The following is a 24,636-nucleotide window of genomic DNA, read 5'->3' on the forward strand; positions in this document are numbered from 1 at the left end:
CTCACCATGTGCCCCCTTCACGCGGTGGCGCGGAGCTGTCCCCGACCACCAGACGGCAGGGCAGCAACCGCCGCTGCGGCCCGCCCTGCGACTCCTCCTGCAACCGGTCGATGAGCATGCGGGCGCCCAGCCGCCCCAGCTCGGCGCTGGGCGGCTCCAGCGTCGTGAGGCGGGGATGGAACATCCCGGCCACCCGCGCCGACGACAGCACCAGCAGCAGCGTCAGATCCTCCGGGATGCGCCGGCCGTGCCGCGCCACGGCCGCGATCACGCCGACCGCCGCGTGGTCGTCCATCACGGCCAGCGCCGTCACGTCCGGGTGGGCGCCGACCAGGTCCTCGAACGCCTTGCCGCCGTCCTCGGCCGAGCCGGGGCGGTATCCGCCCACGTACGCGAGGCCGGCCTCCCGCGCGGCCCGCTCGAACTCCGCGCCGGCGCGGATCGCGGGCCCGTACCGGGCGGCGTGCGTGTCCTCGGAGAGGTTGAAGAAGGCCAGCTTGCGATGCCCCAGCCCGGCCACGTGCGCCACCGCGTCCCTGGCCGTCGCGGCGAAGTCGATGTCGGCGTAGTCGGTCTCACCCGGCTCGCGCGTCCGCCCGATCATCGCGAACGGCACGCCCGACCCCGCCAGGAACGCCGGCCGCTCGTCGTCCAGCCCGACCTCCATCAGCAGCACCCCGTCCACCAGCCCCAGGCCGGTGAGGTGCCGCAGCTCCTCGATGGGGTCGGCGCTCTCCGGGGACAGCAGCAGGTGATACCCCAGCTCGCTGGCCGCCTCGGCGGCGCCGGTGGCGAACTGCATCTCGGTCAGCCCGAACCCGCTGCGCGGGGCGGGGAACAGCAGGGCCAGGATGCGGGTGCGCTTGCTCTGCAGGCCGCGGGCCAGCACGTTGGGCCGGTACCCGAGCTCGGTGGCGGCCCGCTCGACCCGACGCCTGGTGGCCGCGGCCACGGGGCGGGTGCCGTTGAGCGCGGCGGACGCGGTGCTCACGGCGACCCCGGCACGCTCGGCCACGTCACGCAGAGAGGTCATGAGGCTCCGGGGACCGTTTTGGCGAGTCGAAACGTTTCGCACCACGCTAAAGTCCGTTTTATTGGGATGTCAATGGGATGGATTCGGATGACCGGAAACTACCGATCGGTCACAACCAGCCGCGCTCGCGGCCGTACATGAGGGCTTCCATGCGGTTCTTCACATGCAGCTTCGCGTACAGGTCGCTGAGCTGCCTGAACATCGCCCGCTCCGAGTAGCCGACCTCGTCCGCGAGCCGGCCCACGGTCGTGCCCTGGGAGAGCCTGCGCAGCCACTCGATCTCCCGCGCGGACGGCACACCCCCGGCCCGCCCTCCGGCCGCCCGCGCCACCAGTGCCCGCACGACCCCGGCCGGCAGCAGGCTCGTGCCCCGCACGGCCGCCTCGACCACCTGGCGCACCGCCTCCGGCCGCGCGTCGCGCGGCACCGCTCCCACGGCGCCCGCGGTGAGCGCGTTCACGTACGTCTCCTCGCCGGCCTCGTCGAGGACCGCGATCACGAGCAGGCCGGGCTCGGCCTCGACGAGCTGGGACAGCAGCGACCAGTCCGCGGCCGAGCCGAGCGTCAGCAGGACGGCGGCCGGCCGCTCCTTGCCCCGGGCCCAGGTGAGCAGGTCGTCGGGCTCGTCCACGCGGCGCCCGTCGCCGTCCAGGGTCGCCTTGAGTCCGCGCCGGAAGACGGGCAGCGGATCTGAGACGGCGATCCGGATCGACATGACCGTGAGCGCCTCCTGGCCTGCCGTGCCGACGTGTCCCATACCGCGATCGTCGAGTCTGCCAGACGATCACGACGCGGCCCGCACAATGCGGTCATGTTCGTGCTGAACGTGACGTCATGTGACGGGATCCCGCCGCCCAACTCCGTCATAGACCTGCCCGACCTGGGCTTTTACCGTGCAGGGCGGGGAGCTTCGGGCGAAGCTCCGCAGGAGGGGGAACGGACATGGTCGATGGCCACGACAGGCCTCCTTGGGATCGTTCCAGGGTGCCGGAGGAGCAGCCGCACCGGCCGCAGCAGGAGACGCCGGAGCAGCAGCGGGAACGGGAGGAGGAGGAACGCAGGAAGGGGGCGCCCGTCGGCTGCCTGCTCATGGCCGGCCTGATGTCGCTGGCCGCCGTGGCGCCGATCCTGCGCGTCATCACCACGTAGGAGCCGCCTGAGGAGAGGATCGCCACGGCCTTCAAAGGCCGGCGGCCGCCCGGCGGATCTCCGCATACCCGTCGGCGCGCGCGTCGATGGCCAGCTTGTCCAGCAGGAGCAGACTGCGCTGCACGGCGCCGCGGGCGCGGGTGATCCGCCGGGCCGCCTGGTAGGCGGCGATGGCGAGGTCGGTCTGGTCCGGCCCGCCGCACCGGGTGAGCCCGTACAGCACGAGACCCTCCGTCTCCAGCACCTGGAAGGCCTCGCTCTCCCGCTCCAGCAGCGTGCGCGCCCGCAGATGGGCCTCCAGGAACGCCTCACGCGCGTCACGGTTCTCACCGAGCCGGTAGGCGGTGATGCCCTTCACCGCGAACGCGGTCATCGAGCCCAGGCCCAGCCCGTAGTGGACGGCTGTGTCGGCGGCGTGCCACGCCTTCTCGAGCTGCGCGCCGCACAGGTGGGCCAGTGCCAGCGTCCTGTTGGCCTCGCACGTCAGCTGGACGTCACGCGTCTGGGTCGCCAGCTCGGCGGCCTCGCCCGCCGGTTTCAGGGCCCGTTCCCAGCCGTCGCCGGCGATGTGCACCTCGGCCTGCTCGCCGAACAGGTGCCCGCGCAGGACGTACTCGTCGGACGGCACGACGGCCAGGCCTCGCGCCACGTGCTCCAGAGCCTCGACGCCGCGGCCGAGCGCGGTCAGCTGCACGGCCAGGTTCAGGTGCAGCTGCGCTTCGAGCCGGCGGTCCGGACCCTCCTGCGGCATGCGGGCGAGGAGCTCTTCGTACTGTTTGACGGCCTCGTCGAGCAGGCCCTTCCTGGACAGGCAGCGAGCGTGGCCGAGGGCGGCCATCACCTCCTGGGGGAAGAGCCGCCGCTCGCGCGCCTCCTGCTGCGCGCGCGTGTAGTCGCCGATGGCCGCCTCCGTCAGCCCCAGCTCCTGACGGACGGTGCCGAGGTTGATGCCCACGATGATCCGCGCCTCCGGCTGCGGCGAGGCCGCGGCCAGTTCCTGCGCCGACTCCAGCGCGGCGAGCGCCTGCCGCGCGCGGCCCTGCTGCGTGTGGGCGTCCGCGAGCCCGAGATAGTTGTTCATCTCCAGGCGCGGCGCGCCGAGCCTGCCCTCCAGCTCCTGCCGCCAGTTGCTCAGCACGCTGCTGTAGCCCCAGCGGCTCAGCCGCTCCTCGTCCACCGCGTCGATCAGCTTGTTGGCGGCCTGCAGGTCGCCCGCCCGCATCAGCAGGCGGATCTCGGCGAACTCGGCGTGCAGGTCGTCGATGGAGCCCACGACGCGCTTGCGGGTTCCGACGAAGTACTGCGCCGCCCGCCGGCACAGGGCCAGCCTGGTCACCTTCGGGGTGCCGCTCTCCTCGCCCTCCCCGGGGCCGCCCGGCGGGATGCCGGCCAGGATGAACTCGCCGTCCGGCGACGGCGGCAGGTAGAAGCGCTCGCCGTACTGGCGGATGAGCTGTCTGCCCGCCAGCCGCCGCAACGCCGGCTCGCTGACGAAGCCCGGGAGGTAGTCCTCCAGCACGAAGTCCACCGCCGAGGGCAGGACGGGGTGCTCGTAGGCGGCGAGCACCTGCAGGATCCGCTGGTCGGCGGCTTCGAGCCCGTTGAACACGAGCCCGATCAGCACCTCCAGGACATCCTGGGCCCCCGTCAGGTCGTCCAGCAGCTTCAGCAGGGACGGCGTCCGGCCCTCGCGCAGGATCGTCGCGATGGCCTCCAGCGCGCGCGGGCTGCCGCCGGTGAGCCGCCAGACGCGCGTCAGATGCTCTTCCGGCGCCGAGCTCAGCCCGCAGGCGCCGTCCTCGTCGAGCGCGCGCAGGAAGCTGCGGCTGTCCTCCAGGGGGAGCCCCTTGTCGAGCTGGAGCCCGACCGCGGAGGTCGGATTGGCGGCCAGCAGCAGCTCCGGCAGGTCCTGGGCGACCAGGATCAGCTTCACGCGGTGGTTGCTCCGGCGCAGCAGCGTGTCGACGATCTCGGCCAGCTCCGGATCGCGGATCCGGCCGGCGGCGTCGAGCAGCGCCCCGGCATCGTCGATCACCACGACGGTCAGCCCGGCCAGCGCCGCCAGGACCTCTTCCAGCTTGTCGTAGACGGTACGTGAAGGGTTGCTCAGCCCTGTCTCCGGACTCTCCAGCCGGGCGCGGGCCGCCGGGTCCACCACCGCCCTGCCGAGCTCCTCCAGCAGGACCGACGCGGTGATGGGGCGGGTCCCGTACGCGGGCAGGTAGACGAAGGCGCCGATGCGCGGTTCGAGCTCGCTGCCCCGCAGGTTCTCCCGCCACTGGGAGATCATGGCGGTCTTGCCGTTGCCGCTGCGGCCCGCGATGGCCACGAGCCGCACCTTCGGATCACGCAGCCGGTCCTGCAGGAAGCGGATCTGCGGGGACCGGTTCCTGAAGCGGTTGCGCATCATCGGCGGCGGATGGTTCACGCAGCGCAGGCCGGAGGAGTCGTCGGGCTCGGCCACGCCCGCGCGCTCCCGCTCCTGACCGCGCTTGATCTCGGCCTCCTGACGAAGCAGGGAGCCCTGAGGATCCCGCGCGCGTCGTTCCGCCTCACGCCACCGGTCCTCGATCGCCCGCACCTCGGTCTCGTGCCGCGGCCGGTCCTGCTCCGGCGCCCGCTCCAGGGCGCGCCGCGCCAGGCGCAGCTTCTCGTCGAGCACCTCGAACTTCGCCTGGGGGCTCATCAGCTTGTCGACCTCCCGGCGCAGCTCGTCCCAGATCTCCTCGACGCCCGTCGTGCAGTGGAGCGGCTGATACCCCTGCAGGAGGAGCGAGAAGTCCACGCCCGGATGCACGATCAGCGGAATGATGCGCTTACCGGTGTCCTTCGCGTACTGGAGCTCGCTGGTGCACCAGTCGCTGTGCGGGCTCTGCCTGGTCACGAGGAAGAGGATCAGCTCGGCCGGCTGGAGGTGCTTCATCAACTCGGGGTAGAAGGGGTAGCCGAGGTTGCGTTCGGTGTAGATCCATGACGTCACGAAGGGCACCTGGTTGAGCCGCTCGTTGAGGTCGTGGGCGAACGCCTCGCCGTCGTGCGTGAAGGAGATGAAGACGAGCAGAGGGTCCATGGTCCTCGCCGTTCAGAATCGAGCGGATCGCGGCGCGCATGTGCCGGCCCGTGGCAGTGCCCTGCCACCGAGCCCCGTTCCTCCCCGATACCTCAGAGACTAGAGCGGGCCCGGCCGCGGGGCCACTAGGGCCGGGCCTAGGAATCACCCTAGGAAGGTGTCAGGTCCCCGCCATCCCGATGGCAGGGTGGATGACGCGCAGCCGGGGGTCGTCCAGGGCATAGCCGAGGCGGGCGACGAGATCGTCCGTCCCGCCCGGCCCGTCGCCCCGCTCGCCGTTCCAGACCACGATCGCCCTCGGGGAGGCGTCCAGCGCGAGTGCCTCCCCGACCATCCACGCGTTCGCGCGCGCGAACACCTCGTCCCCTTCCGCCGCGCTCTGGAGCAGGCGGACGTCCGCCTGGCGGCGTACCTCCTCGAACCGGTCGTGCCAGTCGGTGCCGGGAAGGTCGACGGACTGGCGGGCGAACTCCTCGGCGGGCAGCGCCAGGCACAGGCGCACCGCGGCCTTGCGGCGCAGCGCCAGCTCGGCGCCGATGAGGTCGGCGCCGCGGGCGCCGCCGCAGATCACGGTCGTCTCCGGGCCGACGTCCCACTCGCCGAGCACCTCGCCGATCGCGGCCGTCACCGCGCCCACCCGGTGCTGCGGGAAGCGCGGCGGCTCCCGGCCGGGCCGGTCGACGAGGTGCCCGCTGACGAGCAGGGCGCGCCTCAGCCCCTCCTCAGCGCCCGGACGAGGTCGAGAACCTCCCGAAGACCCGCCTTGATCTCCCACTCCCGCTGCACCTCCACGCTGATCTCCAGATCCCGGATCGTGGTGTCGAGCTGCTTGCCGGTGATGTCCGCCGCGTGCATCTCCGAAACCAGCTCGCGTGCCTGCTCCACCTCGCCCAGGTCGAACGCTGTGCCCAGCCTGGTGGGCAGGATCCAGACGTCCAGGCCGTTACGGGCGAGGCTGGCCTCGCACGCCGCCACCACCACGGTCGTGACCCTGACCGCCCGCTCCTCGTCGCCCTTGCGGGCGCGCAGCCGGTAGAGCCGGGGCAGGTTCGAGGACGGGTAGTAGTTGTTGAGGTCGAGCGCCATGCCGCGCTCGTAGGCCGCGATCGCCCTGGCCAGGTGCCCCTGGAAGGGAGCGCCCGCCTGCCTGGCCTCGTGCATGAGGTCCTTGTACCTGCCGCCCAGCAGGCCCAGCCGCTCCGACGACTCGCCCTCCCGCTCGATGAGCTGCTCCAGCGCGGCGGCGGACTCGGCGGCCCTGCCGGTCCTGGCCAGCGCGAGCTGCTTGCGCTCGACCACGAGCGGATGCCCCCGCAGGCTGGGCTGCAGCGTGTCGATGTAGCCGAGCACGTCCTCCCACTCGAGGTGGTCCTCGATCAGCTTGAGCAGTTCGAGGACCACGGACTCGCGGATGACGGGCCTGTCGCCGAACCGGGTGACCAGCTCGCGCGTCCTGGCCGCGCGCTGCCCGGGCGCGGACAGCTGGATGGCGCGGACCTCCTCCTGGAACTGCGAGAGCGTGGTGATGGCGCTGCTGTACGGCGTCATCGACACCCCGTCCGTGGCCGGATAGCCCGGCACGGCGTCGAACACCGGTGACGACCCCTTCAGCAGCTCGTCCAGCCGGTGCCGCATGGCGTCCCGCGCCTGCGCGGCGGCGCTCTCGCCGCAGTCGCCGTCCGACAGCGGGTATTCCAGCCGCCGGATCTGGTCGAGGTCGAAGACCTGCTTCGCCCACTTCGCCGCCACGAGGGCGCAGCCGGTCCGTTGCGCGGCGTGGCGGATGCCCACCTCGTAGTAGACGTTCGAGTTCGGCAGCGAGACGTCCGCCACCACGACGTCCGACAGGGTCAGCCGCTGGATCATCTGCACGATCACCAGCGCGCCGAGTTCGGCGTCGGCCCTGACGGCGTTGTAGCCGAGCTCGGTCAGCAGCGGCTCGTACACCCGCTCCCAGAGGGCGTCGAAGTCCACCTCCGCCGGCACGCCCTCCTCGGTCCTTCCCGTGCGCTTCTTGCTGAACGGCATCACCATGAATGCCACGGGTTTGTCCATCGCTACCTCCAGGCGACCACGGACATCGGTCAGGCTCGTTCCTCGCGGGCCGCCTGGGCCTCCAGCGGCAGCTCCTGCCGCTGGACCATGAGCTGGCCCCATTGGCCGTTCTCCGTGCGGAAGATCTGCTCGATCCGTTCGATCTGCCCGCCCACGCTCTGATCGGCGGGGGCGGCGTCCCAGTCGAGGGCCGCCGTGCGGAGGTTGAACGCCGTGTCGCCGTACAGTTTGCGCAGCTGCGCGAAGCCGATCAGCGCCTCGAACGCCGTCACGGCGCCCGCCAGCGCGGCGATGACGGCGGCGGCGACGCCGCAGCCCGCCCGTGCCGTGCCCGAGGTGAGCTGCCCGGCCACGCCGAGCAGCGCCGAGAGCAGGAGCAGCACGTTGCGCACCACGATCGCCTGGTGGTGCGCGCGGTCGTACTCGCGGCGCCGCTCCTCGTAGAACGTGCTCTGGTCGCCGATGCGCAGCTCCCGGTAGAGGGCGCGGAACTGCGCCTCCCGGTCGCTCATTCCGGCTCCTTGTCGGCTCTGATCGCCAGGACCGCGCGGCTCAGCGCGAGATCACGGTCCCGGCCCGCGTAGGGGCCGGTCCTGGACAGGTAGTGGAAGTACAGGGCCCGCAGCCGCTCGGCCTTGGCCCGCGCCGCCATGTAGCGGTCCAGGGTCTCGCTCTCCCTGGCGTACCTGGTGCTGGCGGCCAGCGCGACCCCGATGATCGTGAGGAGGATGGCCGGCCACTGATGGCTGGGCAGCACCGCCTGGAGCCCGCCCAGGCCGGTGATGAGGGCCGAGCCCAGCAGGATCAGGACCTGCTGGCGGCGGTAACTGTTCTGGTCCCGCCTGGCCTGGCCGTCGTACTCGGAGAAGGCCGGGGCGAGCTCGCGGTCGAGGAAGGCGAAGTCGTCGGCCAGCTCGGGGTAGGCCGGTCTGCGGTGCGGCGGGATCACCGGCGTGGAGCCGCCGGAGGCCCGGAGGGCGGGGAATCGCATGAGCAGCGGTGGCCTCACGGCTACCTCCCGTGGGGGAGCGGAACGGCGCGGCGGCACTCGGAATGTACGAAAATCTTCAGACGCCGACAATGGCGCCGCCACCTGGTGGCCGGATCCGGCCCCGCCGTTCATCCACACGAACCCCGCCGCGAAGCCGGCCGCGAAGCGGTGGGCGCCCGAGCAACTCGTGCTCGGGCAGGCCTGCGGCACCTACGTCCGCTAGTACACGTACGGCCAGCCGGCCGAGTCCCAGCCGATGAGGTTGACCCCCAGCTTGGGCGTGCCGTTCGCGTTGCCGTCGTAGTAGTGGTAGACGAGCAGGTCGCCGTCCACGTCCGACATGACGCTCTGCCCGCCGGGCCCGACGATGCTGCCGTGGGTCTCCAGCACCATCGTGCCGCCGCCGCTCAGCATCGACCGGCCCGAGCGGTCGGTGTAGGGCCCCGTGGGGCTGGTCGAGCGGCCGACCTTGATCTTGTACGTGCTGTCGAGGCCCGCGCAGCACCGGTCGTAGGAGGCGAACAGGTAGTAGTGGCTGCCGTGCCGGATGATGTCCGGGGCCTCGACCGCGTACGGGGCGTCGGGGCGGGTGGCCAGGTGGTGGAGCGTGCGGTCGGAGGAGTGCCGCTTGCCGGTCGCGGGGTCGAGCCGGACCATGCGGATGCCCGTCCAGTACGAGCCGAAGCTCAGCCACCACCGGCCCGAGGCGTCCACCAGGAGGTTCGGGTCGATGGCGTTGTGGTCGTTGCTCGTCGTGGTGGCGTAGACGACGCCCTGGTCGCTCCACGTGCCCGGCTGGCCGGTGGAGCTGGTGGCCAGGCCGATCGCGGAGTTGTTGGAGCCGAAGCTGGAGACCGCGTAGTACATCAGGTATCTCCCGCCCTGCTGGGAGATGTCCGGCGCCCACGGGTCGTTGCCGGAGGAGTACGTCCGCCACCACGACGGCGGCGTGCGGAAGGCCGAGCCGGCCCGGGTGAAGTTGATCCGGTCGGTGGAGGTGCGGGCCTCCAGGTAGCCGTGGGTGGAGTAGAGCACGTAGTTCGACGAGGTGCGGATCATGGTGGGGTCGTGCACGACGACGTCACCGGTGACCCGGCCGGGATTGGGATAGGCGAACGAGGCGCCCATGAGCGCCAGCGCGCAGGCGGCGGTGGCGGTGAGACGGAACAGGCGGCGCAAGAGTCCTCCTCGGGTGGGCCGGACGCTGCGCCGGTGCGTCGCACGCAATGTAGGCGCGGATTTCCGCCGCCGTCAACCCGGCTGTGAAACTTACATGCCCGTGACCTGCCGAGCTGCGGCGATTGCGGAAGCGGGCGATCCGCTCTTGACAGGAGGTGTCAGCGTTCGTAGGTTCAGGCCGCTTTCGTTCGTGGTGTTAACGCTAACATCATCGCTTCCGGAGGCTGCGCCGCGTCACCCTTCCCGGCCGGACCGCTCGGCCCGGCCGGTTCTCCGGCACGGGAGGTTCAGCCCGGCACGCGATACCAGATGTTCACGGCGTGCGGCGCGTGGCCGACGCTGAGGCGGTCGAGCCTGACGTTCGTGCCGCCCGGGTGCTCGAACAGGCGCACGCCGTCGCCGAGGAACACCGGCGCCACCATCGTCAGCACCTCGTCCAGCACGCCCGCTTCCAGGCACTGCCGGGCGACGTCCGCGCCGAGGACGTTGACGTACTTGCCGCCCGCCGCGGCCTTCGCCGCCGCGACGGCGTCGGGCAGGTTGCCGGCGAACTCGACGCCGGGCACCGGAGTGTCCGGGATGTGGTGGGTCAGCACGATCTGCGGTCCCTGCCAGGCGCCTTCGAACGCGCCCTCCTTCTCCGTGCCCTCGTTCGGGTCGTCACCGCGGAAGGTGCGGTGGCCCACCAGCAGCGCGCCGATCCGGCCGACGAGGTCGTCCGCCAGCGGGTTCGGCCCGAGGTGCGGGACCAGCCACGACATGTCGCCGCCCGGCCCCGCGATGAAGCCGTCCGCCGACATGGTCACCGAGTACAGCAGTTTGCTCATGACCTGTAGACGATCGCGCACGCCGGAAGTCATCGTCCAGGAGGAGCGGTGGAGCGGCGCTGGATCAGCTCGATCGGCCCGGCCAGCACCTCGGCCACCGTGTCGTCCGGCTTCAGGCTGCCCAGCAGCGTCACGCCGCGCCTGCCCAGCTCCGCCAGCGGCATCCGCACCGTGGTCAGCGCCGGGAAGAGGTAGCTGGCCAGGTCGAGGTCGTGCACGGCCACGATCGACACGTCCCGCGGGATCTCCAGCCCGGCCGCCCGCACCCCCTCCATCGCCCCGATGGCCGAGGCCACGTTCGCCACGAAGACCGCGGTCGGCGGCTCGGGCACGGCCAGCAGCCGCGCCATGGCCGCCGCCCCGCCCGCGGGCGTGTAGTCGGCCGCCACGATCGGGCCCTCCGGCAGGCCCGCATCGCGCATCGCCGCCGAGTAGCCGACCGACCGGCGCGCGGCGGTGTCGGCCCGCGACGGGCCCGCGAGGTGGGCGATGCGGCGGTGGCCGAGGCGCACCAGGTGCTCCACGGCCAGGGCGGCGGCCCGCTGGTCGTCCAGGATGACGTACCGCTTGACGCCCCTGCTGCGGTTGTTCAGCATCAGCCAGGGGATGGCGGCCTGGTCGAGCTGCCGGGTGAGCGAGGTGTCGTCGCCGGTGCCGGCCAGCAGCAGCCCGTCGATGCGGCCCTGCCCGATGCGGTCCATGTACTCGCCGAGCCCGGCCCCGGTCGCGCTGCCGGTGACCAGCACGTAGCCCTGCGCCGCCGCCTCCGCCTCCGCGCCCTTGATGATCTCGGCGTAGACGGGGTTGGCGAAGTCGGGGATGAACAGGCCGAACATGTGCGCCCGCGACGTCCGCAGGCTGCGCGCGGCCACGTTCGGCCGGTAACCCAGCTCGTCGATGGCCGCCAGCACCCGCTCGCGCGTCTCCTGGCGGATGTTGAGCGTCGGGTCCTTGTTGACCACGCGCGAGACGACGGCCCGGTCCACCCGGGCCATCGCGGCGACGTCGGCGAGCGTCACGCGGGAACGCTTCATGCGGTCGATCCTGGACGCACGCTCTGCCCGCTGTCCATCGACCGGTAGAGGGCGTCGAGCAGCCGCAGCGTGCCGAGGTTGTCGCGGCCCGACGTCTCCGGCTCGCCGCCCTCGGCGATCGCCCTCAGCAGCGATCCCATCGGCCCGGCCACCGCGTCGGGCAGCCAGCGCCGCGTCACCGGGTACGGCAGCCAGCCGTCCGTCGGCAGCACCCGGCTGCTGACCTCCAGGGTGTCGGGGCGGCCGTGCGGGTAGTCGTACAGCAGGCCGAGCGTGCCCTTGATCGCGCCCTCGGTGCCGTCGACGCGGAAGGACGCCTCCCCGTCGCCGGTGCGGTTCTCGTGCGTGGCGTGCACCAGCGCCCGCACGTCGCCCGGGTAGACCAGCGTGCTCATCGTGCGCGTCTCGCCCTTGGCGAGCTGGCCGGGCGTCCGGCTGCCGGTGCAGAACACCAGCTCGGGGTCCCCGAGGACCGAGCGGATCGCGTCCAGGTAGTGGATGGAGTGGTAGATGATCTCCAGCCGGTCGGTGGCGACCAGCCAGTCCCAGGCGCTCCAGTCGGTGTGGATGTTCACGGTGAACGTCATCGCCGTCGGCTGCCCGATCCACCCGGCGCGGACCATGGCGCGGGCGGCGGCGATGCCCTCGTCGAAGCGGAGCTGCTGGTTGACCGCGACCTTGCGCCCGGTGGCCGCCGCCAGGTCCACGATCCCCTGGCCGGTGGCCACGTCCGGCGCGAACGGCTTCTGGCACAGCAGGTGCTTGCCCGCCGCCAGCGCCTGCCGCGCGACGGCGGGCTGCGCCTGCGGCGCGACCGCGATGTCCACGACCGCGACCCGCTCGTCGGCCAGCAGCTCCTCCAGCGACGCGTACGTCCTGGGCACCCCATGACGGGCGGCCACCTCGGCGGCGCGCCCCGCGTCGAGGTCGAACAGCCCGGTCACCTCCAGCCCCGCCTGCCGGTAGGCGGGCAGGTGGGCCACGTCCACGATCGCCCCGGCGCCGACGATCGCGACCGGCCGGCGGTGCTCCGCCGGGATCGTGAGGTCGGCGGCGGCCGCGATGGGCGCGAACACGTCGATCAACGCTCCTCCATCCGGTAGAAGTGGGCGGCGGTGCCGCCGAGCACCATCCCCAGCCCGGCCTCGTCCAGCCCCGACAGCGCCACCCGCGTCTCCCGCCACACCCTGGCGTAGTCGCCGGCCAGCGTGGCCACCGGCCAGTCGCTGCCGAACATCAGCCGCCCGGGCCCGAACAGCTCCAGCGCGTGCTCGACGTACGGACGCAGGTCCTCGCCGGTCCAGGTCGCGGCGTCGGCGGCGGTGTTGAGCCCGGACACCTTGGCGTACACGCCGGGGCACCCGGCCGCGCGGGCCAGCAGCGACGCCCACGGCTCCCAGCCCTTGTCCCTGATCGGCGGCTTGGCCATGTGGTCGATCACCATCCGCAGCCCGGGCACCCGCTCGGCCAGCACCGGCACGTGCTCCAGATGCCGGGGCAGCACCGCCACCACGTCGAACGGCACCCCGGCCGCCGCCAGCAGCTTCAGCCCCTCGATGACGGGCTCCTGGAGCACCCAGTCGGGGTCGGGCTCGTCGTGGATCAGATGCCTGATCCCGGCGAACTTCGGGTGCCGCAGGTAGCGCTCCAGCGCCTGCGCCGCCTCCTCGGGCCGCTGCAGCGGCACCCAGCCCACCACCGCGCCGACGAAGTCGTGCGCGTCGGCCTGCGCCAGCATGGCGTCGGTGTCGGCGTAGGAGTCCATCGACTGCACCAGGACGGTGCGGTCCACTCCCGCCGCGGCGAGCTGGGGGATGAGCTCCTCCGGCTCGAACGTGCGGAAGATCGGCCCGGCCTCGGGCGTCAGCCAGGGGTACGAACCCGTCTCCAGGTTCCAGAAGTGCTGGTGGGCGTCGACGACGGGCATCCGGCCCCTCCTCCCATGATCAATCGTTTGAGCGCAACAAAATAGCAGGAGGCTGGACGAGTTCCAGCGTGATCTCATCCGGGTCCAGGAAGTAGCAGGCGTAACCGCCCTTGTTCACCCCGGCCGTGATCTCCCCTGGCGGGTTGACGAACCGTACCCCGGCCGCCGCCAGCCGGGCGTGCTCGGCGCGGGCGTCCTCGACCGTGAGGGCCAGGTGCGCGGCGCCCGGCAGGTGGCGGGCGGGGTCGCGGGCCTCGCCGCGCGGCTGCACGTACTCGACCAGCTCCAGGTCGTGGGTGGACAGGCCGCGCGGCTGGCCGGGCACGGCGAGCTGCGCCACGCGCAGCACCGCGTCGGGGTAGCCGACGAGCCTGCGGGTGTAGTCGTTGTCCTGCTCCTGCCGGTGCACCAGCGTGAAGCCGAGCAGGTCGCGGTAGAACTCCACGGACCTGTCGAGATCGGCGACGGTGAACGAGAAGTGCCAGACGCCTCTCATCGCAGCGCCTCCTGTCTGACCTGTACCTGTGGTTTCGACGATTCCCTTACCCGTTTGACCTGCCGCTGGCGGCCGGCGACGGTGTAGATGGCGGCGGCCACGACGACGACCGTGCCGACGATGACGCCCTGGTAGTTCGCGCCGAGGTTGAGCACGTTGAAGCCGTTGTCCAGGGTGAACAGGATGAGCGCCCCCACCACCGACTTCAGCACGCTGCCCAGGCCGCCGAAGAGCGAGGTGCCGCCGAGGATGGCCGCGGCCAGCACGGTCAGCTCGGTGCCCTGCAGGCCCGTCGGGTTGATCGCCAGGAGCTTGGCGGCGAACAGGATGCCGACGAAGCCGGAGCCGAGCCCGTTCAGCACGAACGCGCCGATCCTGTAGCGGTTGACGTTGATGCCGGACAGGCGCGCCGCCTCGGCGTTCGCGCCCACCGCGTACAGGCGGCGGCCGATCACCGTGTACCGCAGCACCGCCCAGGTGATCCCGGCGATCACGATCAGGTAGTACGTCGGCTTGCTCAGCCGCAGCTCGAACCCGAGCACCGGGCTGAGCACGATTGCCACCGCCCCGGCGGCGAGCAGCGCGATCCCCGCGGGACGGGAGCGGCGCAGCAGGACGAACACGCCTGCCGCGGCGGCCGCCGCCCCGAGGATCGCCAGGATGTGCGGGACCGTCCAGTATCCGGCCTGCAGAGCGATCAGCGAGCTCTGCGCGTCCGGGTCGGAGGCGGTGATCGTGCGGCCGTCGGTGAGGATGAGCACCAGCCCCCGCACGGCCGTCATCGTGCCCAGCGTGACGATGAACGCGTTGATGCCGACGAGCTGCACGATCAGCCCGTTCACCGCCCCGCACACCAGCCCCGCGCCCAGCGCGATCGCCATCGCGACCGGCAGCCCGAGCGGCGCCACCAGGCTGAGCACGGTGGCCGCCGAGAAGGCCGCCACCGAGGCCACCGACAGGTCGAAGTTCCCGCTGATCAGGACGACCGTGGTGAACACGGCGAGGATGGCGATCAGCGACGACTGGTCCAGGATGTTGATGACGTTCGTCGCCGACAGGTACGGCGGGCGGCCGAGCTGCGCCGTCAGCAGCGTCAGCACGGCGACGATCAGCAACAGGGCGTAGACCACGCCCGCGTTGCCCGGCCGCAGCGCGGCGGCCAGCCGTGAGCGCAGATCCTTACGCGGCATGGTTCGCACCTCCCTCGCCGAAGCCGTTCGCCAGCATCAGCAACTCCTCCTCGGATGTCTCGTGTGCCGCCCGTTCGGCGACGATGCGGCCCTCGCGCACGACCAGCACCCGGGTCGCCACCGCGAGGATCTCCTCGAACTCGCTGCTCACCACGAGCACGACGTTGCCGCCCGAGCCGCTGCCCGAGCCGCCGCCCGAGCCGCCGCCCGCGGCGAAGCGGCGGACCAGCTCCAGGATGTCGGCCTTGGCGCCGACGTCCACGCCGGCGGTGGGCTCGTCGAGCATGAAGACGCGGGCGCCGCCGTACAGCCACTTGCCGAACACGACCTTCTGCGCGTTGCCGCCGGACAGCTCGGTCGGCAGCGCGTCCGGGCCCGGGCAGACGATGCCGAGGTCGGCGATCGCGCGTTCGGCGCGCTCGTGCTCGGCGGGCTCGCGCGGCAGCGACCGGCCCGACGACAGGGACGCCACGTCGGGCAGCGAGATGTTCTTCCAGATCGGGAACGTGCCCACCAGGCCCTGGGAGCCGCGGTCCTCGGGCACGAGCGCCATGCCCGCGGCCACGGCGGCGCGCGGGTTGCGGCGGACCGGGCGGCCCTCGACCAGCACCTCGCCGGTGGCGCGCGGGTCGGCGCCGTAGACGGCGTGCAGGATCTCGGAGCGGCCGGAGCCGAGCAGCCCGGCCAGCCCGATCACCTCGCCCGCCCTGGCCTCGAACGCCACGTCCCGCACGCCCGACGGCGAGCGGAGGCCGCGCACCGACAGCAGCACCGGGGCGTCCTCGGGGACCGGCCCGGCGCGGCGCCGCTCGGCCTCCAGGAGGTCGCGGCCCACGATGACCTGGACGAGGCGGTCCTCGTCGTAGTCGCCGGTGGCGCCCTCCTCCACGACCGTGCCGTCCCGCAGCACGGTGACCCGGTCGGTCAGGGACAGCACCTCGTCCAGGAAGTGCGAGACGTACAGGAAGGCCGTGCCCTGGGCGGAGAGCCTGCGCACGACGTCGAAGACCACCTGCCGCTCGCCCTCGGCGAGCGAGGCGGTCGGCTCGTCCATCACGACCAGCTCCGCGCCGGTGGCCAGCGCCTGCAGGATCGCCACCATCTGCCGCTCGCCGATGGCCAGGCCGGCCACCTCGGCGTCGGGGTCGATGGCGTAGCCGACCCGCTCCAGCAGCCGGGCGAACTCGGCGCGGCGGGCCCGCGGCAGCCGCCAGGGGCCGGGGGTGCCGAGGAAGACGTTCTCCAGCACGGTGAGCGTGGGCGCGAGCGGCACGTGCTGCATGATCGTGGCCACGCCCGCCCTGTTGGCGGCACCCGGCGTGCGCCAGACGACCTGCTCGCCCTTCCAGCGCATGACCCCCGACGTCGGCGCGTGCGCGCCGGCGATCACCTTGATCATCGTGGACTTGCCCGCGCCGTTCGCGCCGACCAGGCCGTGCACGCTGCCCGGCTGAACGGTCAGGCGGGCGTCGCTGAGCGCGACCGTGCCGTTGGGGAACTCCTTGCCGATGCCCGTCAGGGACAGCAGTGGCGTCACCATTGCGGCGTGCAATCGGCGAGGTTGTCCTTGGTGATGGCCGGGGTGTCGTAGGTGACGAACGCCGCGTCCTGCTTCTTCTGCCCGGTCAGGTGCTGGTGGAGCGTGGTGAGGGCGAGCTTGCCGAGGTCCTCGGGCTTGTAGCAGACGGTGCCGGCGATCGCGCCCGACTTGACGGCGTCGATGCCGAGCTTGCTGCCGCCGATGCCGACGACCTTCGCCTTGGAGCCGGCCGCGGCGACCGCCTTGGCGCAGCCCGCCGCCATGTCGTCGGACTGGGCGTAGAAGAGCTGGGTGTCGGGGTTGGACGAGAGCATGTTCTGGCAGGCCGACTGCGCCTTGTCCTGCACCCAGTCGCCGGGCTGGCGGGCCACGACCTCGTACGTGGCGCCCTTGGCCGCCGCCGACTTCGGGAACTCCTGGTAGCGCTGGACCACCTCGGCGAAACCGGCCTGACCCTCGACGATCGCCATCTTGCCGCCGCCGGGGACGACGCTCGCGGCGATCTCGCCGGCCTTGCCGCCGGCGGCGTACTCGTCCTGCGTGACCAGGGCGACCAGGCCGGGGTAGACGTCCTTGAGCTGGCGCTGCTTCGGGTCGCCGACCTGCGAGGCGACGGCCACGGTGGGGATGTTCGAGGCCTTGAGCCGGTCGGCCAGGCCCTGGGCCACGCCCGAGTCGACGGGCAGGATGAGCACGCCGTCGGGCTGCTGGGCGATGAGGTCCTGGACGTCGTTGCTCTGCTTGTCGGCCTTGCCCTGGGCGTCCAGCTCGACGATCTTGATGCCGAGCTTGTCCGCCTCCTCCTTGATGCCCTTGCCGATGGCGGCGGGGAAGGGGAAGCTCAGGCCCAGGTTGGAGACGCCGATGGTGTACTGCTTGTTACCGTCGCCGGCCGCGCTCGTGGAGCCGCAGGCCGTCGCGCCGACGATGAGGGCGGCGGCGACGAGGATGGACTTCTTCATTGCTCTCTCCTGCGAGGTCAATCGTTTGACTAATGGGCACTCAGCCCTTGACCAAACCCCGTATGTCCCCGGTGATGCGCGCGGCGTCCGGCACCAGAGCCTGGGCCAGCGCCGGCGCGGCCGGCATCCGCACGTCCGGCGTGCCGATCCGGATCGGCGGCGCGAGCAGGGGCACCCCCGCCCCCGCGACGCGGGCGACGACCTCCGCGCCGAATCCCCCCGTGACGTTCGCCTCGTGCACGACCGCCAGCCTGCCCGTCCTGGCCGCGCTCGCGACGACCGCGCCGGTGTCGAACGGGTTGAGCCACGGCGTCTCCAGCACCTCGGCCTCGATCCCGTCGCCGGCCAGCGCCTGCGCCGCCTCCAGCACGCGCTGCGTCATCGCGCCCCAGGTCACGATCGTGACGTCGGAGCCCTCCCTGCGGGTCCGCGCCCCGCCCATCGGCCGCACCGGGCCGCCCGTCTCGACGGGCTCCTTGCGGCCGAAGTACAGGGTGCGGTTCTCGATCACCAGCACCGGGTCGTCGCAGTGCACGGCCGTCACCAGCAGGTCGTAGGCGTCCTGCGGCGTGCTCGGCATGCACACCCGCAGGCCGGGGACGTGCAGGAACAGCGCCTCCAGGCACTGCGAGTGCTGCGCGCACGCTCCCGGCGCGTTGCCCTGCTGCGTGCGGATCGTCAGCGGCGCCTTCAGCCGTCCGCCCGAGACGTAACGCACGTTGGCCGCCTGGTTGACGATCTGGTCCAGCGCGACCAGCGAGAAGTCGGCCCACATGATCTCCACGATGGGGCGGCGGCCGAACATCGCCGCGCCCACCGCGCTGCCCAGGATGGCCGACTCGCTGATCGGGGTGTCGAAGGCGCGCTCGCCGTACTGCTTGCGCAGCCCCCGCGTCACCCCGAACACGCCGCCGGGCACGCCCACGTCCTCGCCGTAGACCAGGGTCTCCGGCAGCTCCTCCATCAGGCGGTGCAGGGCCGCGTTCACGGCCTCCCCGTAGGACAGATCACGGCAGGTCATCTCACGCATACAGGTGCTCCATCGCTGTGGCGGGGTCGGCCGGGGGCGCCTGCCGCGCGGCCCCGGCGGCGGCGTCCATCTCGGTGCGCGCCCGGCGCTCCACCGCGTCGATCTCCTGCTCCGGCACGCCGTCGGCCAGCAGGCCCGCCCGCAGCCGGGCGATCGGCTCCCTGCGCCCGATCCGCTCCAGCTCGCCGGGCTGCCGGTAGGTCTCGGCGTCGCCGATGTAGTGGCCGACCAGCCGCTCGGTCATGCACTCCAGCAGCGTCGGGCCGCCGCCCTCGCGGGCCACCTCCAGCGCGTCGCGCACGTGGAAGCGCACCGCCTCGGCGTCGTTGCCGTCGATCCGGTGGCCCGGCATGCCGTACGCGGCGGCGCGGTCGGCCAGGCGCGGGCTGCGCACCATGTCGGCGATCGGCGTCAGCTCGGAGTAGCGGTTGTTCTCGCACACGAACACCACCGGCAGGCTGAACGCGGCGGCGAAGTTCATCGCCTCGTGCACCGCGCCCTGGTTCATCGCGCCGTCGCCGAACACGCTCACCGCGACCCGGTTCGAGCCGTCGTGCCGGCCCGCCAGCGCCGCGCCGCACGCGATGGGCGCGCCCGCGCCGACGATCGAGTTCTCGCCGTGGAAGCCGTACTCGGCGGCGGTGAAGTACGCCGACCCGCCGCGCCCGCCGTTGACCCCGCTCGCCCGGCCCATCAGCTCGGCGAACAGCGGCTCCGCCGGAACGCCCCTGGCCAGCGCCCACCCGTGGCCCCGGTAGGTGGCGAACAGCGCGTCCTGCGGCTCCAGCTCGCCGCACGCCCCGGCCGGGATCGCCTCCTGCCCGACGCACAGGTGCACCGAGCCGACGATCGGGCCCTCCGCCCGCAGGTCGCGCACCTTCTCCTCGAACGCGCGGATCCGCCACATGGCCAGCAGGTCCGCCAGCCGTCTCTCACTCATGCCGACTCCTCCAGTACCGCTTCCTCTCGTGCCGCCCCCGCTCCGGCCCGCCACGCCTCCAGCGCCGCGGCGCAGACGGCCTCGGCGTCGCCGACGTAGGACTCCGGCGGGATGGGCAGCGACCCCAGGCTCTCCAGATCGCCCGGCCCCGCCACCTCCAGCAGCGCGTCGGCCAGCGCCCGCCCGCCCTCGCGGGCCTCGTGCGCCGCCTTGTAGACCAGATCGTGGGCCCGCTCCCGGCCCAGCGCCGGGGCCAGCCGCATCATGTACGCCTCCGCCATGATCAGGCCGCCCTCCGCGTCCAGGTTGGCGCGCATGGCCTCCGGGAAGACCCGCAGGCCGGCCGCGACGTCGGCGGCCGTGGCCAGCGCGCCCGCGGCCAGCTCGGCCAGCAGCGGCACGACGTACCACTCCACCTGCCACTCGCCGGCCGCCCGCTCGTGCCCGGCCTCCATCGCGCGGAACAGGCCCGAGCTGAGCGCGCCCGCCGTGCCGGACATGCCGATCACGGCCTCGCAGCCGATCGGGTTGGCCTTCTGCGGCATGGTCGAGGAGGCGCCGCGGTGGTGGCCGCCCGCCTCGCGCACCTCGCCCACCTCGGTCCTGGACAGGTCCACGACCTCGCGGGCGAAGCGGGCCGCGGTCGCCGCCAGCGACGCGCACGTCACGCCGAACTCCGCCACGCCGTCCCTGGCCACGTGCCACGGGACCAGGGTCGTGCGCAGGCCCAGCGCCACCGCCATCGCCGCCCGCACGTCCGAGGAGCGCTCGCCCATGGCGGCCGAGGTGCCGCCCGCACCGAACAGCGACACCACCCGCACCTCCCGGGCGGTGGCGGCCACCCGCTCGCGCTGCCGCGTCACCTCCGCCAGCAGCACCGCCATCTTCGCGCCGAACGTCGTCGGCACCGCCTGCTGCGCGTGCGTACGGGCGGCGACGACCGTGCCGGCGTGCCCCGCCACCAGCCCGGCCACCGCGTCGCCGAACGCGCCGAGCAGCTCGGCCAGCCGGTCGAGCGCCTCGCCGAGCTGCAGGGCCAGGCCGGTGTCCATGATGTCCTGCGTGGTCGCGCCGTAGTGCACGCGGCCGTTCGGGCCCTCGGGCAGGGCCGCCGAGATCATCCGTACCAGGGGGAGGATCGGGTAGCCCACGTTCACCGCCTCCGACCACAGGCGCGGCAGGTCGATGTTGGCGGGCACGCACGCCGCCGCGATGGCCGCGGCGTCGCCGGGCTCGATCACGCCCGCCTGCGCCTGCGCCCTGGCCAGCGCCTCCTCGGTACGCAGCCACGCCAGCACCGTGCGCTCGGCGGAGAAGATCTCGGCCATCACGGCGTCGCCGAACAGCTCGGGCAGCAGCTTGAACGTCTGCCTGTTCAAGGTCAGTTCATCTCCAGTCCGCCGTCGACGTTCAGCGCCTGGCCCGTCACGAAGGACGCCAGGTCGCTGGCCAGGAACAACACCGCCGAGGCGACCTCCTCGGGCCGCCCGGGGCGCTTGAGCGGCGAGCGCTCGCTGACCTCCCTGAGGTAGCCGGCGCCCGCCTCGGGGCCGAAGCGGGCGTCGCGGTCGCTGATGATGTCGTCCCACATGGCGGTGAGGAAGACGCCGGGGCAGACCGCGTTCACCCGCACGGGCGCCAGCGCCTCGGCCGCGGACTTGGTCAGCGACAGCAGCGCCGTCTTGGTGGCCGAGTAGTGGGCGGCGTTGGGCCGGCCGGAGCGGGCGGCCACCGAGGCCAGCGTCACGATCGAGCCCCCGCCCTGCCCGGCCATGCGCCGCCCGGCCGCCTGGGTCAGCCAGAACGTGGCGTTGAGGTTGACGTCCACGATCCGCAGCCACTCCTCGGGCTCGATGTCGAGCAGGGGAGTGGTGCGCATGATCCCGGCGCAGTTCACCAGCACGTCGATCCGGTCCAGCCCGTCCACCAGGGCCCTGGCCTGGGCCCGGTCGGTGAGGTCGGCTCCGCGCTTCGCCACGCCCAGCCCGGCCGCCGCCTCGTCGAGCCGCGGGCCCTCCAGGTCGGAGAGCACGACATCCGCTCCGGCGTCGGCCAGCGCGCGGGCGCAGGCGAGACCGAGACCTCCCGCACCGCCCGTGACGAGCGCGGTGCGGCCCGTCAGGTCGATCGTGACCGCCATCCTCGATGGCCTCCCTCTGCTCTGGTCAAACGATTGACCTGACCCTAGCAACTGGCTCACAAACCGAACAAGAGGGAGGTCAATCGTTTTTATTAGGAAATTTCCCCACCTTTAACGGGGGTCCAGCCGAGCTCGGCGTAGAAGGCCGCACGGGCCCGTCCGAACGCCGCCCGGCCGAGGACGGCGCCCCGGTGCGGGCCCTCGGTGATCGGCTCGTCGTGCAGGCGCGCGGGCAGTTCCTCGTCGAGCGGGCCGCCGGTCTCGCGCACCGCGTAGGCGCGCAGCTCGTCCAGGCGCGCCTGGCCGGCCGCCAGCAGGTCATCCAGCGTGAACGGCTCGCCCAGGACGGCCGTGACCAGGGCGGTCAGATGGTCGACGGTCAGCGGGCGGGTCGGGGTGGAGGCGAAGACGCACAGGTTGAGCGCGTCCAGGCCGCTCCACAACCGCAGCAGCCGCGCGCTGCGCCGGCCCCGCTCCTCGTCCAGCTCGTGCGCCGGAGCGGGGAGCGCGCCGGCGCGCGCGGCTTCGGGGAAGCAGTAGGCCAGCCCGGCGACCGGGTCGAAGTCGAGGTCGTGCTCCAGGGCGTCGTACCGGGGGCCGCCGGGGGCCAGCGCGTAGCCGAGCCCGACGCCGGGCTGCGGGCGCGGGTCGAAGCAGGGCAGCTCCGCGCCCTTCACCGTCATCGCGTACGCCCGCGCGTCCCGCCCGATCCGCCGCGCGGCCCTGGCCGAGCCCTCCGCCAGCAGGTCGCCCAGCGCGCCCGACCGGGTGGCCACGTCCTCGATCAGGCCCGGCAGCGCCGCCGCGTCGCCGAACGCCGGCCCGCCCGGAAGCAGGCCGTGTTCGGCGCACTCCATGGCGAACGCGATCGTGCCGCCCAGCGAGACCACGTCGAGGCCGAGGTCGTTGCAGCGGGCGTTGGCGGCCAGGATCGTGCCGAGATCGTCGATGCCGAGATTCCACCCCAGCGACAGGAACGCCTCCTGCCCGAGCCCGCCGGACCGATCCCCGTACACCTTGAGGCAGTCGTTCGGGCAGCCCGGGCAGGAGCCTGTGACCGAGACCGCGCGGCCGTCGTAGTCACGGGCCGAGGGGACCCGCAGGCCGGGCGCGCCGGGGACCGAGAAGTTGCGGACCGACGCGTAGCCGGGGGCGATGGGGTCGTCCGCCCAGCCCGCGAAGCCGGGCAGGCCCGCCTGGAGGGCGGCGAGCGGGTTCGTGGCCAGGGACTCGCGGTAGTAGGCGCCCAGCGCGGCGATCGCCTCCCCGTCGGCCACCTCGGCGGGCGCGTCCCCCGCGCAGACAACGGCCTTGAGGTTCTTGGCGCCGAAGACCGCGCCGAGCCCGTACCGGCCGGCGGCGAAGGCGCGGTCGGTCACCACGCTCGCGTACCGCACCAGGTTCTCCCCGGCGGGCCCGATCGCCGCGACCGAGGCCGCGGCGCCGTGCCGGGCGCGCAACGCGTCGGTCGTGGCGGCGGTGCCGAGCCCGCGCAGGTCGCCGGCGTCGTGCAGGCTCACCTGCCCGCCCTCCACCAGCAGGTACGACAGCCGCGGCGCCCTGCCCAGCACGGCCAGCGCCTTGGCGCCCGCCCCGCGCATCCCCGCCGCGAACGGCCCGAGCGCGTGCGCCTCCCCGGCCACCCCCGTCAGCGGCGACTTGGCCAGGAACACCGCCTTGGCCAGCCCGGGAGCCGCCGTCCCGCCGAGCATCCCGGCCGCCACGTACAGCAGCGCCGCCGGATCGTACGGATCCAGCCCCGCCGCCGTCCGCTCCCGCATCAGCCGCAGCCCCAGAAGGGACCCGCCGTAGTGCCCCTTCTCCGAAGATCGATACTCCTTCTCCACGTTTCCGCTGGTCAAATCCACAATGAACGGCATGACAGAGCCTCCTAGAGCCGGAGAGGGGACCAGGAGCGGCACCACATCACACATCACCGGGCACACGCAACCCGCCTGCGGTACCTTCGTGCCACGCGTCGGCGATGAGGAGGCCGGATGCCCGGCGAGGGTGACGTCCTGCGCGGCCGCTACGCGCTGCTGCGCCGGCTCGGCAAGGGCGGCATGGGCACCGTCTGGGCGGGCCGCGACGAGGAGCTGGGCCGCGAGGTGGCGGTCAAGCTGCTCGACGCCGGCGGCGGTGACCAGGAGTGGCCGGCCAGGTTCAGGCGCGAGGCGCGCGTGATGGCGATGCTCCGCCACCCCAACATCGTGGTGGTCCACGACGTGGGCGAGCACGACGGCACCCCGTTCCTCGTCATGGAGCTGCTGCCCGGCCCCGACCTGGGCGAGATCGTCCGCCAGCAGCAGCCGCTGCCGGTCTCCTGGGTGGTGGAGTACGGCGCGCAGATCGCCGCCGCCCTGGCCCGCCTGCACCAGGAGGCGGCCCCGGTCGTGCACCGCGACGTCAAACCGCAGAACCTCGTGCTCGACCTGGGCGGCGTGCTCAAGCTGTGCGACTTCGGCATCGCCCGGCTGCCGACCCTCGACCTGACCCGCTACACCGGCACCGGCGCGCGCCTCGGCACCGTCGTCTACATGTCGCCCGAGCAGTGCAACGCGTTCGAGGTGGGGCCGCCGACCGACGTGTACTCCTTCGGCGTGGTGCTGTACGAGCTGCTCACCGGCGGGCTGCCGTTCTCGGTGGAGAACGGGCTGCAGGCGTACGCGATGCAGGTGGTGGGCCGGACGCCGCCGCCGGTCGGGGAGCGCCGCCCCGGCGTGTGGCCGGAGCTGGCCGAGCTGGTGCACGCCACGCTGGCCAAGCGGCCGGAGAGCCGGCCGGACGCCGGGCAGGTGCACGCGGCGCTCACGGCGATGGCCGGCGCCGCGAAGACCGGGGCGAACGTGGAGGCCGAGGTGCAGGCGGAGCTCGATCGCATCCGGGTCAAGCTGCAGACCGGGCGCGGGGCCGAGGCGGGGATGCGCCTGGTCAGGCTGATCGTCCGGGCCCGCACCGGGCTGGGCCCCGAGCACGAGGTGACGCGGCAGGTCGTCACGTTCGCCGAGATCGTACGGGGCGGGCCCGCGACGTGACACCGCGCGGGGCCACGGGGCGGGCCCGCGGTGTGAGG

At 72.9% G+C, this 24,636-nt stretch carries 23 protein-coding genes; 2 read left to right on the forward strand and 21 right to left on the reverse strand.

Annotation, left to right across the window (positions count from 1 at the left end):
- Position 1: 1 nt before the first annotated feature.
- Together HD597_RS11510 and HD597_RS11515 are read right to left on the reverse strand one after the other, a co-directional pair.
- Positions 2–1,033, reverse strand: a complete 1,032-nt coding sequence (locus HD597_RS11510) for a LacI family DNA-binding transcriptional regulator (protein ID WP_253742000.1) — start codon at positions 1,031–1,033, stop codon at positions 2–4.
- A gap of 109 nt (positions 1,034–1,142) precedes the next feature.
- Complete coding sequence (locus HD597_RS11515; protein WP_253742001.1) at positions 1,143–1,790, reverse strand: response regulator transcription factor; 648 nt, start codon at positions 1,788–1,790, stop codon at positions 1,143–1,145.
- Between the two features lie 227 nt (positions 1,791–2,017).
- Between HD597_RS11515 and HD597_RS11520 the strand changes: the two genes are divergently transcribed.
- The gene (locus HD597_RS11520) at positions 2,018–2,182 is read left to right on the forward strand and encodes a hypothetical protein (protein ID WP_253742002.1); all 165 of its coding nucleotides are present in this window, start codon (positions 2,018–2,020) and stop codon (positions 2,180–2,182) included.
- A 31-nt stretch (positions 2,183–2,213) separates the two neighbouring features.
- Here HD597_RS11520 and HD597_RS11525 read toward each other — a convergent pair whose 3' ends face one another.
- From HD597_RS11525 to HD597_RS11615, 19 genes are all read right to left on the reverse strand, one after another.
- Positions 2,214–5,252 (reverse strand): TIR domain-containing protein, encoded by a 3,039-nt coding sequence (locus HD597_RS11525; protein ID WP_253742003.1) that lies wholly within the window; start codon positions 5,250–5,252, stop codon positions 2,214–2,216.
- Between the two features lie 160 nt (positions 5,253–5,412).
- Positions 5,413–5,880, reverse strand: coding sequence for a hypothetical protein (locus tag HD597_RS11530; protein ID WP_253742004.1), 468 nt, complete (start codon positions 5,878–5,880; stop codon positions 5,413–5,415).
- Between the two features lie 83 nt (positions 5,881–5,963).
- Complete coding sequence (locus tag HD597_RS11535; protein ID WP_253759312.1) at positions 5,964–7,286, reverse strand: TRAFs-binding domain-containing protein; 1,323 nt, start codon at positions 7,284–7,286, stop codon at positions 5,964–5,966.
- Positions 7,287–7,336: 50 nt separating this feature from the next.
- Positions 7,337–7,819, reverse strand: coding sequence for an SLATT domain-containing protein (locus HD597_RS11540; RefSeq protein ID WP_253742005.1), 483 nt, complete (start codon positions 7,817–7,819; stop codon positions 7,337–7,339).
- Entirely contained in the window at positions 7,816–8,316 is a 501-nt protein-coding gene (locus tag HD597_RS11545) for a DUF4231 domain-containing protein (protein WP_253742006.1), read from the reverse strand. The genes HD597_RS11540 and HD597_RS11545 overlap by 4 nt, the downstream gene beginning before the upstream one ends.
- 201 nt (positions 8,317–8,517) lie before the next feature.
- The gene (locus HD597_RS11550; RefSeq protein WP_253742007.1) at positions 8,518–9,477 is read right to left on the reverse strand and encodes an arabinan endo-1,5-alpha-L-arabinosidase; all 960 of its coding nucleotides are present in this window, start codon (positions 9,475–9,477) and stop codon (positions 8,518–8,520) included.
- 287 nt (positions 9,478–9,764) lie between these two features.
- Positions 9,765–10,304: a dihydrofolate reductase family protein gene (locus HD597_RS11555; protein ID WP_253742008.1), complete on the reverse strand. Its 540-nt coding sequence runs from the start codon at positions 10,302–10,304 to the stop codon at positions 9,765–9,767.
- Positions 10,305–10,333: 29 nt separating this feature from the next.
- Entirely contained in the window at positions 10,334–11,338 is a 1,005-nt protein-coding gene (locus tag HD597_RS11560) for a LacI family DNA-binding transcriptional regulator (RefSeq protein WP_253742009.1), read from the reverse strand.
- A complete protein-coding gene (locus HD597_RS11565; protein ID WP_253759314.1) occupies positions 11,335–12,414 on the reverse strand; it encodes a Gfo/Idh/MocA family protein in 1,080 nt (359 codons plus the stop codon). The genes HD597_RS11560 and HD597_RS11565 overlap by 4 nt, the downstream gene beginning before the upstream one ends.
- A gap of 5 nt (positions 12,415–12,419) precedes the next feature.
- Positions 12,420–13,265 (reverse strand): amidohydrolase family protein, encoded by an 846-nt coding sequence (locus HD597_RS11570; protein WP_253742010.1) that lies wholly within the window; start codon positions 13,263–13,265, stop codon positions 12,420–12,422.
- 19 nt (positions 13,266–13,284) lie between these two features.
- Positions 13,285–13,761 (reverse strand): VOC family protein, encoded by a 477-nt coding sequence (locus HD597_RS11575; protein ID WP_253742011.1) that lies wholly within the window; start codon positions 13,759–13,761, stop codon positions 13,285–13,287.
- Positions 13,758–14,951 (reverse strand): ABC transporter permease, encoded by a 1,194-nt coding sequence (locus HD597_RS11580; RefSeq protein ID WP_253742012.1) that lies wholly within the window; start codon positions 14,949–14,951, stop codon positions 13,758–13,760. The genes HD597_RS11575 and HD597_RS11580 overlap by 4 nt, the downstream gene beginning before the upstream one ends.
- Positions 14,941–16,491: a sugar ABC transporter ATP-binding protein gene (locus tag HD597_RS11585; protein ID WP_253742013.1), complete on the reverse strand. Its 1,551-nt coding sequence runs from the start codon at positions 16,489–16,491 to the stop codon at positions 14,941–14,943. Before HD597_RS11585 ends, HD597_RS11580 begins: the two co-directional genes overlap by 11 nt.
- Complete coding sequence (locus tag HD597_RS11590; RefSeq protein ID WP_253742014.1) at positions 16,485–17,453, reverse strand: sugar ABC transporter substrate-binding protein; 969 nt, start codon at positions 17,451–17,453, stop codon at positions 16,485–16,487. The genes HD597_RS11585 and HD597_RS11590 overlap by 7 nt, the downstream gene beginning before the upstream one ends.
- Positions 17,454–17,493: 40 nt before the next feature.
- Positions 17,494–18,483 carry an alpha-ketoacid dehydrogenase subunit beta gene (locus HD597_RS11595; RefSeq protein ID WP_253742015.1) on the reverse strand — a complete coding sequence of 330 codons (990 nt, stop codon included), beginning with the start codon at positions 18,481–18,483 and terminating at the stop codon, positions 17,494–17,496.
- Entirely contained in the window at positions 18,476–19,423 is a 948-nt protein-coding gene (locus HD597_RS11600) for a thiamine pyrophosphate-dependent dehydrogenase E1 component subunit alpha (protein ID WP_253742016.1), read from the reverse strand. Before HD597_RS11600 ends, HD597_RS11595 begins: the two co-directional genes overlap by 8 nt.
- Positions 19,420–20,802 carry a class-II fumarase/aspartase family protein gene (locus tag HD597_RS11605; protein WP_253742017.1) on the reverse strand — a complete coding sequence of 461 codons (1,383 nt, stop codon included), beginning with the start codon at positions 20,800–20,802 and terminating at the stop codon, positions 19,420–19,422. The genes HD597_RS11600 and HD597_RS11605 overlap by 4 nt, the downstream gene beginning before the upstream one ends.
- A 2-nt stretch (positions 20,803–20,804) precedes the next feature.
- A complete protein-coding gene (locus HD597_RS11610) occupies positions 20,805–21,563 on the reverse strand; it encodes an SDR family NAD(P)-dependent oxidoreductase (protein ID WP_253742018.1) in 759 nt (252 codons plus the stop codon).
- Between the two features lie 92 nt (positions 21,564–21,655).
- Positions 21,656–23,443 carry an aldehyde ferredoxin oxidoreductase C-terminal domain-containing protein gene (locus tag HD597_RS11615; RefSeq protein ID WP_253742019.1) on the reverse strand — a complete coding sequence of 596 codons (1,788 nt, stop codon included), beginning with the start codon at positions 23,441–23,443 and terminating at the stop codon, positions 21,656–21,658.
- A gap of 117 nt (positions 23,444–23,560) precedes the next feature.
- Here HD597_RS11615 and HD597_RS11620 point away from each other — a divergent pair, with 117 nt between their 5' ends.
- Entirely contained in the window at positions 23,561–24,598 is a 1,038-nt protein-coding gene (locus HD597_RS11620; RefSeq protein WP_253742020.1) for a serine/threonine-protein kinase, read from the forward strand.
- The last annotated feature ends 38 nt before the right edge of the window (positions 24,599–24,636 follow it).

Origin of the sequence: Nonomuraea thailandensis, from assembly GCF_024172165.1 — a bacterium.
Classification (GTDB): domain Bacteria; phylum Actinomycetota; class Actinomycetes; order Streptosporangiales; family Streptosporangiaceae; genus Nonomuraea; species Nonomuraea thailandensis.

What these genes read in the sequence shown, in the direction of transcription:
- HD597_RS11590 (WP_253742014.1), bottom strand. Translation starts at nt 17,453, where the DNA reads ATGAAGAAGTCCATCCTCGTCGCCGCCGCCCTCATCGTCGGCGCGACG.
- HD597_RS11555 (WP_253742008.1), bottom strand. Translation starts at nt 10,304, where the DNA reads ATGAGCAAACTGCTGTACTCGGTGACCATGTCGGCGGACGGCTTCATC.
- HD597_RS11535 (WP_253759312.1), bottom strand. Translation starts at nt 7,286, where the DNA reads ATGGTGATGCCGTTCAGCAAGAAGCGCACGGGAAGGACCGAGGAGGGC.
- HD597_RS11540 (WP_253742005.1), bottom strand. Translation starts at nt 7,819, where the DNA reads ATGAGCGACCGGGAGGCGCAGTTCCGCGCCCTCTACCGGGAGCTGCGC.
- HD597_RS11510 (WP_253742000.1), bottom strand. Translation starts at nt 1,033, where the DNA reads ATGACCTCTCTGCGTGACGTGGCCGAGCGTGCCGGGGTCGCCGTGAGC.
- HD597_RS11585 (WP_253742013.1), bottom strand. Translation starts at nt 16,491, where the DNA reads ATGGTGACGCCACTGCTGTCCCTGACGGGCATCGGCAAGGAGTTCCCC.
- HD597_RS11570 (WP_253742010.1), bottom strand. Translation starts at nt 13,265, where the DNA reads ATGCCCGTCGTCGACGCCCACCAGCACTTCTGGAACCTGGAGACGGGT.
- HD597_RS11610 (WP_253742018.1), bottom strand. Translation starts at nt 21,563, where the DNA reads ATGGCGGTCACGATCGACCTGACGGGCCGCACCGCGCTCGTCACGGGC.
- HD597_RS11580 (WP_253742012.1), bottom strand. Translation starts at nt 14,951, where the DNA reads ATGCCGCGTAAGGATCTGCGCTCACGGCTGGCCGCCGCGCTGCGGCCG.
- HD597_RS11620 (WP_253742020.1), top strand. Translation starts at nt 23,561, where the DNA reads ATGCCCGGCGAGGGTGACGTCCTGCGCGGCCGCTACGCGCTGCTGCGC.
- HD597_RS11595 (WP_253742015.1), bottom strand. Translation starts at nt 18,483, where the DNA reads ATGCGTGAGATGACCTGCCGTGATCTGTCCTACGGGGAGGCCGTGAAC.
- HD597_RS11600 (WP_253742016.1), bottom strand. Translation starts at nt 19,423, where the DNA reads ATGAGTGAGAGACGGCTGGCGGACCTGCTGGCCATGTGGCGGATCCGC.
- HD597_RS11515 (WP_253742001.1), bottom strand. Translation starts at nt 1,790, where the DNA reads ATGGGACACGTCGGCACGGCAGGCCAGGAGGCGCTCACGGTCATGTCG.
- HD597_RS11615 (WP_253742019.1), bottom strand. Translation starts at nt 23,443, where the DNA reads ATGCCGTTCATTGTGGATTTGACCAGCGGAAACGTGGAGAAGGAGTAT.
- HD597_RS11560 (WP_253742009.1), bottom strand. Translation starts at nt 11,338, where the DNA reads ATGAAGCGTTCCCGCGTGACGCTCGCCGACGTCGCCGCGATGGCCCGG.
- HD597_RS11525 (WP_253742003.1), bottom strand. Translation starts at nt 5,252, where the DNA reads ATGGACCCTCTGCTCGTCTTCATCTCCTTCACGCACGACGGCGAGGCG.
- HD597_RS11575 (WP_253742011.1), bottom strand. Translation starts at nt 13,761, where the DNA reads ATGAGAGGCGTCTGGCACTTCTCGTTCACCGTCGCCGATCTCGACAGG.